This window comes from Streptomyces sp. NPDC050504 (genome assembly GCF_044458065.1).
In the GTDB taxonomy this organism is placed as follows: domain Bacteria; phylum Actinomycetota; class Actinomycetes; order Streptomycetales; family Streptomycetaceae; genus Streptomyces.
In genome coordinates this window covers 730909-738845 of record NZ_JBITHO010000006.1, presented here as the reverse complement: position 1 = coordinate 738845, position 7937 = coordinate 730909, and the positions used below count along the sequence as shown (strand labels likewise).

The 7937-nt window shown below is 74.1% G+C and carries 5 protein-coding genes; 3 read left to right on the top strand and 2 right to left on the bottom strand.

Annotated features, from left to right (window positions below):
- Positions 1-146: 146 nt before the first annotated feature.
- Complete coding sequence (locus ACIBNE_RS25865; RefSeq protein ID WP_399275403.1) at positions 147-1601, bottom strand: glyceraldehyde-3-phosphate dehydrogenase; 1455 nt, start codon at positions 1599-1601, stop codon at positions 147-149.
- 583 nt (positions 1602-2184) lie between these two features.
- Between ACIBNE_RS25865 and ACIBNE_RS25860 the strand changes: the two genes are divergently transcribed.
- Both ACIBNE_RS25860 and ACIBNE_RS25855 read left to right on the top strand, forming a co-directional pair.
- The gene (locus ACIBNE_RS25860) at positions 2185-3081 is read left to right on the top strand and encodes an NAD-dependent epimerase/dehydratase family protein (RefSeq protein ID WP_399275401.1); all 897 of its coding nucleotides are present in this window, start codon (positions 2185-2187) and stop codon (positions 3079-3081) included.
- Positions 3082-3261: 180 nt separating this feature from the next.
- The gene (locus ACIBNE_RS25855; protein ID WP_399275399.1) at positions 3262-4077 is read left to right on the top strand and encodes an endo alpha-1,4 polygalactosaminidase; all 816 of its coding nucleotides are present in this window, start codon (positions 3262-3264) and stop codon (positions 4075-4077) included.
- Here ACIBNE_RS25855 and ACIBNE_RS25850 read toward each other — a convergent pair.
- Positions 4025-5434, bottom strand: a complete 1410-nt coding sequence (locus tag ACIBNE_RS25850) for an amidase (protein ID WP_399275397.1) — start codon at positions 5432-5434, stop codon at positions 4025-4027. The genes ACIBNE_RS25855 and ACIBNE_RS25850 overlap by 53 nt on opposite strands.
- Positions 5435-5677: 243 nt before the next feature.
- Here ACIBNE_RS25850 and ACIBNE_RS25845 point away from each other — a divergent pair, with 243 nt between their 5' ends.
- A complete protein-coding gene (locus ACIBNE_RS25845; protein WP_399275395.1) occupies positions 5678-7900 on the top strand; it encodes a hypothetical protein in 2223 nt (740 codons plus the stop codon).
- Positions 7901-7937 lie beyond the last annotated feature (37 nt).

Below are 7937 nucleotides of genomic sequence, written 5' to 3'. Positions count from 1 at the left end.
GGGGGCCCCCGCGGCCCGCGCCCCCCCCCCGCCCCCGCCCCCCGCCCCCCCCCCCCGCCCCCCCCCGGCCCCCGGGGGGGGGGGGCGGGCCGCCGCCCCCCCCCCCCCCCCCGGCCGTGTGCGTCGCGGGAGTGCCGCGCCCGGGGTCAGGCCAGCGGCGCCGGGTACGTCGGGTACTCCACGCCTGAGACGTGCTGCACGACCCGGATGACCTGGCACGAGTAGCCGAACTCGTTGTCGTACCAGAGGTAGAGGATCGCGTTGTCGCCGTCGACCTTGGTCGCGCCCGCGTCGACGATCGAGGCGTGGCGCGAGCCGACGAAGTCCATGGAGACCGCGTCGGGCGCCGTGGTGAAGTCGATCTGGCGCTTGAGCGGCGAGTGCAGCGAGACGTCGCGCAGGTAGTCCAGCACCTCGTCGCGGGTGGTCTCGCGGCCCAGGCGCAGGCTGAGGATGGCGATCGAGACGTCCGGCACGGGCACGCGGATCGAGCTGCCGGTGATCGGGGCCTTGAGGTCGGGCAGCGCCTTGGCGACGGCGGAGGCGGCACCGGTCTCGGTGATGACCATGTTGAGCGGCGCGGAGCGGCCCCGGCGGTCGGCCTTGTGGTAGTTGTCCAGCAGGTTCTGGTCGTTGGTGAACGAGTGGACGGTCTCCACGTGGCCGCGCAGCACGCCGTACTCGTCGGCCATCGCCTTCAGCGGCGGGACGATCGCGTTGGTGGTGCAGGAGGCGCAGGACAGGATCTGCTCGTCCTGCTTGATCGTGTCGTGGTTGACGCCGTGCACGATGTTGGGGACGTCGCCCTTGCCCGGGGCGGTCAGCACGACCTTGTCGATGCCGGGGCGCAGGTGCTTGGAGAGGCCCTCGCGGTCGCGCCACTTGCCGGTGTTGTCGATCAGGATGGCGTTGTCGATGCCGTACGCCGTGTAGTCGACCTCGGAGGGGTCGTTGGCGTAGATGACCTTGATCGCGTTGCCGTTGGCGACGATCGTGCTGTTCGCCTCGTCGACGGTGATCGTGCCCTGGAACTGGCCGTGGATCGAGTCGCGGCGCAGCAGCGAGGCGCGCTTCACGATGTCCTCGGCGGCCCGCTCGCCGCCGCCGCGCACGACGATGGCGCGCAGCCGCAGGCCGTTGCCCGAGCCGGACTTCTCGATGAGCAGGCGGGCGACGAGGCGGCCGATGCGGCCGAAGCCGTACAGGACGACGTCGCGGCCGTCGCGGCGCTCGGTCTTGTTGGCGCCGATGGCACCGGCGACCGCCTCGGCGGTGAACTGCTCGACGGTCAGTCCGCGGTCGTCGGCCTTGTGGGCCTCCGCGAGCAGGGCCAGGTCGATCTGCGACGGGCCGAGGTCGAGCGTCGTGAGGGCCTGGAGGAACGGCAGCGTCTCGGTGACCGAGAGCTCCTCGCCCGCGATCTGCCGGGCGAAGCGGTGGGTCTTGAGGATGCTCACCACCGACTTGTTCACCAAGGAGCGGCTGTGCAGCAGGACGGTCACGTCCCGCTCCCTGTGCAGCTTCCCGATGATCGGGATCATCGACTCCGCGATCTCCTCGCGGATCTTCCAGTTGGTGAACGAGTCGTCGTTGACAGTCACAGGCTTCTCTTTCGAGCTAGGTGGCGCTCATATGCTAACCCGCCCCGGTTTTGATCTTTCAAGCGGTACCGCCACGGGGGTGCCGGGTGGCTGAAACGGTAGGGGGTCCACGGGGTTCTCCTCAGGACTGGACCAGGCGTGTTGGCTGGTCGGGCCGGTAAACGCTTTCAGCTCCCATGAGCTGTGGCGGAGTGCCGGAACGCCGGTTCCGTGGCCGGTACGCGACGGGGCGCGGGAGGGGGCGGGGACCCCGTCGGGCGGTGAGTGTTTCTCGCCAGGTTTCACGATCCCCTCACAGAAGCTCCATCGCGCACCCCACTATGTCTTCCGACAGAGCGGGATTCGCCGGGGCGGCCGCCAGACGCCCTGCCCGCCGGGGGGTCGGGCGTGCCGGGAGTGCTCTCGGCACGCTCTGTCCGGAGCACCCGGGCCGTGGCCGAGAAGCTCCCCATGGCCACTCCGCACTCGCACCCACACGACACCCAGGGGAGCCACCATGCACACCGCGATCCTCGCCGGGCGCGCGCCCGGCCGATCGGACGGTCCGGTTCCGGACCCGCTCCTCAGGGGAGCGTGAGCGACGGTGCGCGTACTCGTCCTGGGCGCCACCGGGTTCCTGGGCGGCCACGTCGCCGCGCAGCTGCGCGCCCTGCTGGGCGTACGGCTGCTGGCGGGCGGCCGGTCACCGGCCGCCGACGTGCCGCTCGACCTGACGGCGGACCCCGACACCCTCGCCGACGCGCTGTTCTCGGCCGCACCCGACGCGGTCGTCAACTGCGCGGGCCTGGTCGCGGGCACCGCCGTGGCCCTCACCGACGTCAACGCCCGGGGCCCCGCCGCGCTCTGCGAGGCGCTGCGCGAGTCCGTGCCCACCGCGCGCCTCGTCCACATCGGATCCGCCGCCGAGTACGGGCCGACCCCGGCGGGCGTCTCCGTGGCCGAGACCGCCCCGACCCGGCCGCAGGGCCCGTACGGGGCGACCAAGCTCGCCGGCACCGTCGCCGTCACCAGCTCGGGCAGCGGGGCCGTGGTGCTCCGCGTGTTCAGCCCCGTCGGACCGGGCGCGCCCGTCGCGGGGCTGCCCGGCAGGCTCGCGGCCGAGCTGCGCGGGGCGGGCGGCGGGACCGCGCGGGTCGGGGACCTCTCCGCGTACCGCGACTTCATCGACGTACGGGACGTCGCGCGGGCCGCCGTGCTCGCCGCGACCCTTCCCGCGCCGCTGCCGCCCGTCCTGAACGTCGGCAGCGGGCAGGCCACGCCCGTGCGCGACCTGGCCCACGGGCTGGTGCTCGCGGCGGGGTCCGCCGGCCGCTTCGAGGAGACGCCGGGCGGCGGCCCGGCAGGTCCGGACGCGGTGTCCTGGCAGTGCGCCGACACCACGGTCGCGCGCGCCGCGCTCGGCTGGGAGCCCCGCTACACGCTCGCCGAGTCGCTGGCCGGGCTCTGGGCGGCCGCCGCACCCGCATCCGCCGTGCGATGAGACCCCTCGTTCCGGTGCGCGCCTCCGCCTGTCGGTGCGCGCGGCCGCGCGCACCGACAGGCAGGGGCCCGCGGCGCCGCACCGGACGGCACGACGTCACCCCGGCCGCCCCCGTCACCTGATCCACCGCGTACGGTCGGGGCTGTGCCAGTCGGCAGTATGTCTGCACCGGAAGGACCCATGACCCGCTCGCGGCCCCTGCTCCTGCCCCTCCTCGCCCTGCTGTTCCTGGTCGCGGCCTGCACGAAGGGGAAGGCGGAGCCGGACCCCGCGCCTCCTTCTTCGGCGGCGCCCGGCGGCCTGTGGCGGCCCGCCGTCGGCACCGCCTGGCAGTGGCAGCTCAACGGGAAGGCCGACACCGGAGTCGACGTCCCCGTCTACGACATCGACGGCTTCGAGAACGACGCCGCGACCGTCGCGAAGCTGCACGCCGACGGCCGCAAGGTCATCTGCTACATCAACGCGGGCGCCTGGGAGAACTGGCGCCCCGACAAGGACGCCTTCCCCAAGGCCCTCCTCGGCAAGTCCAACGGCTGGGCGGGGGAGCGCTGGCTGGACATCCGCCGCGTCGACCTGCTGCGCCCGCTCATGGCCAAGCGCTTCGACCTGTGCGCGGAACGCGGTTTCGACGCGGTCGAACCCGACCTGATGGACGCCTACCTCAACGACACCGGCTTTCCGCTGACCGGCGCCCACCAGCTCGCGTACAACCGCATGCTCGCCGCACTCGGCCACGAGCGCGGCCTGTCGGTCGGGCTCAAGAACGACCTGCCGCAGATCCCGGAGCTGGTGGAGGACTTCGAGTTCGCGGTCAACGAGGAGTGCGCGCAGTACGACGACTGCGAGCAGCTGACGCCGTTCGTGAAGGCGGGCAAGGCGGTGCTGCACGTGGAGTACAAGCTGCCGGTGGGCGACTTCTGCGCGCGGACCCAGAAGCTGGGGCTCAGCTCGATGCGGAAGAAGCTGGATCTCGGGGTGTGGCGCCAGCCCTGCTGAGCAGCTCGTGGGCGGTGCGCCGCCAGGGGCGCAGCTCCTCGATCCGCGCCACGAGGTCGAGCAGAAGGTGCTCCGAGCCCGGCTTGCCGACCAGCTGCGCCGCGCACGGCGCGCCGCCGGGCAGGACGCCCACCGGCAGCGAAACGGCGGGCCAGCCGGTGAGGTTCCACGGCGGCGTGAACGGCGCGTACGCCGTGTTCACCAGGACGTTGCCCCACCAGCCGCGCTCGTGCCAGGGCGCCGCGGCCGGTCCGCGCCGCGCGAGCGTCGGGGTGACCAGCACGTCGTAGCGCGCGAAGAACGGCGTCAGCCGCTTGCGCAGCAGCGCGCGGTGGTCGGTTCGCAGCAGCCCGGCCCGTTCGGCGGCCCGCCCGAGCGCGGCGTGCCTGCGGGTCCTGGGCGCCAGCAGGCTCGGGTCCAGACCCTCGGCGTCGCACGCGGTGCCGCCGGTCCAGCGCGCCAGGGCGATGGTGCTCAGCGAGAGCGGGTACGGGGGGTGGGCGCGCGTCACCAGATGGCCCGCGTGCGCCAGTAGGGCCGCGGCCTCGTGGGCGGCGCGGGCGTAGGGCAGGGTGACGGGCACTCCGGCTATGGGGCTGCGGGTGGACAGCGCGACGCGCAGCGGTCCTGGCTCGGGGCGCTCCGCGGCGAGCGCCGCCCGGTCCTCGCCCGCGAGCACCGCGAACAGCAGCCTCGCGTCGGCCGCCGTGGTGGCCAGCGGGCCGTTCTCGGACATCCCGAACCAGTCGCCGTTGCCGATCCCGGCGGGCACCCTGCCGTACCCCGGCTTGAGCCCGACGAGACCGCAGTTGGCCGCCGGGATGCGGATGGAGCCCATCCCGTCGTTGCCGAGCGCGATCGGCACCATCCCGGCCGCGACCGCCGCCGCGCTGCCCCCGGACGAACCGCCCGCCGTGCGCCGCGTGTCCCAGGGGTTGCGGGAGGTGCCGTGCACGCCCTCGGTCGTGCCGAACACGCACAGCTCGGGCACGTTCGTCTTGCCGACGACCACGGCGCCCGCCGCGCGCAGCCTGGCGACGGTCACGTGGTCCTCGTCGGCGGGCGCGTCCGAGGAGGCGGCGGTGCCGTTGCGGGTGGGCTCGCCGCGCAGCGCGAGGTTGTCCTTGACGGCCACCGGCACGCCCGCCAGCGGCAGTTCCCCGAGGTCGGCCCGCGTGCCCACCGCGTCGGCCTCGGCGAGCGCCCGCTGCGCACGGACGCTGCGGAACGCCCCGACCCGGCCGTCCAGCGCCTCGATCCTGGCGAGGTGGGCGGCCACGACCTCCCGTGGGGTGATCCGCCGCTCCCTCACGGCTGCGGCGATTTCGACGGCGGTACGGCCTGCCCAGACGGTCACGTAGGCTCCCGGAGAGGTAAATGACTGGCGGGTAACGTATCTCGGGGGTGCGGGCGACGGGGGCCGTTCGCCGATTTGCCCGCATGCGTCGGCCGCTTCCGGACACGCGTACCGCGGGCGGCGTCCCGTGCGCGCCGGTGGCGACCGCCCGTGCGCGCCGGTGGCCGCACCGGCCGACGAATGCTCAAATCGGAAGATACTGGAGCAATCGACACGAGAACGGGATCGGAAGGAGCCCCACCCATGCCGCGCACGTGGTGGGGCGGCCGGGCGACCGCCCGCCCCGGCCTCCGCCGCTTCGCCCACGCCGTCGCGCTCGTCGTGACCGCGCTGAGCGTCACGCTGCTCACCCTGGCGGGCACCGCCGACAGCACGGTGCTCAACCGCGCGTACTACCAGTCGGTCCTCGACGAGGAGGACGCCTACGAGCGGCTGTACGACCAGGTGCTCGTCGACCCCCAGGCCGCCCGCGTCACCCGCGACCTGCTGGGCCGGGTCCCCGTGCCGCAGTCGCTGATCACCGCCAACCTGCGCACCGTCCTGCCGCCCGCGACCCTGCGCACCCTCGTGGACGAACAGATCGGGCACGGCCTGGACTACCTGCGCGGCCGCGACGACCGGCTCGGGGTGAGCGTCGACCTCACGCCCGTACTGACGAACATCGGCAGCGTCGCGCAGATCTACCTCGGCGACCTCGTCGCCACCGCCCAGGGCCGCCAGTCGGCCGACTTCCCCGCCTTCATGGGACAGCTGTCCGGCGCGCTCGGCGACATCGCTGCGGGCCGCAGGCCCGTCGCGCTGCCCGAGCTGAAGCTGGGCGCCGCGACCGCGCGCAAGGCCACCGACCTGCTCGTCGGGGCGCTCCCGGAGTCCGTCGGGCCGGCGCTGCGCCCGCAGGTGTCCGCGGCGCTGGCGAGCGGCGACACGGCCACCGCGCTCGCCGCTGTCGGCCCCTACCTGATCGGCGACAAGGCACCCGAGGCGCGGCGCGAACTCGCCGGGATCACCGACAACGGACAGTGGCGCATCGTGCCCGACCTGGAGGCCGAGGGCGTCGACCTCGGCCCGGTGAAGGCGGCCCGCGCCTTCACCCATCTGGGCCTGGAGGTGATGCGCGGCGCCGCACTCGCCGCCGGGCTCGTCGCGATCGGCCTCTTCCTGTGGAAGGGACCGCCGGGCTGGGCCCGCCGCCTGCGCGCGCTGGGCCTCGCGCTCGCCGCCGGGGGACTGCTCGCGGGCCTCGTGGTGCTGTTGGCGTACGGGCAGCTCGGCGACCTGGTGCGGGAACCGCCCGCCTCCTGGCCGCCCTCGCTCGCCGAACTGACCGACGACGTCCAGCACCGGGCGGCGGGCAGCCTGCTCTCGGTCGGACTGCTCACCGCCGCCGCACCGCTGACCGCCGGGCTGCTGCTCGCGGCGGGCGCGCACCTGTGGCCGCGCGTCGCGGCGAGCCCGGCGGGCGCCCGGGTCGCGCTGGTGCGCGCCGTCGCCGCGGCCGCCGCGCTCGTGGTGGCCGGGGCCGTCGCGGGCGCGGTCTTCGTGCCGCGCGCGGCGGGCAAGGGCGCGGGCGACCTGTGCCTGGGCTCGGCCGCGCTCTGCGAGCGGCGTTACGACGAGGTCGCCTACCTCGCCACGCACAACGCCATGTCGACCACCGAGGACCGCTACATCGGCCCCCTCCAGGACCCCGGCATCACCGCCCAGCTGAACGCGGGCGCGCGGGCCCTGCTCATCGACACGTACACCTGGGAGACGCCCGAGGAAGCCGTCGAGCGGCTGCGCATCGCGGAGTTCGCGCCGGGGCTCAAGGAACAGATCCGCGCGCTGAGCGAGGCGGCCAACCCGCCGAGGCCGGGACTGTGGCTCTGCCACGGCGTCTGCCGGGCCGGGGCGACGCCGCTGGTGCCGGCGCTGCGCGAGATCGGCGCCTGGCTGGAGGAGAACAGGGGCGACGTCGTCACCCTGATCGTTCAGGACGCCATCACCGGCGAGCAGACGGCGGGAGCCTTCCGCGAGGCGGGCCTGGAGCGCTATCTGATGACGCCGCAGGCCGACCCGGCCAAGCCCTGGCCCAAGCTCGGCGACATGATCCGCGACAACCACCGCCTGGTGGTCTTCGCCGAGCAGGCGGACGGTCCCGCGCCCTGGTACCGCAACTTCTACGCGTACGGCATGGAGACCCCGTTCGCCTTCCGCAAGCCCGCCGAGATGTCCTGCGTGCCGCACCGGGGCGGCACGGGCAAGCGGCTGTTCCTGCTCAACCACTTCATCACCCGCGACGGCGGCAGCAGGCTCGACGCGGGCGAGGTCAACGCCCGCGCCTACGTCCTGGACCGGGCCGCTCGCTGCGAACGGGAACGCGGGCGCCCGGTGAACTTCGTCGCCGTCGACTACGCCACGATCGGCGACGCGAAGGGCGCGGTGGACGCGCTCAACAACGCCAGGCGCAAGGGCGGCGACAAGTAGCGACGGGCAGCGACGGACAGCGAGGCTCGGTGGGACG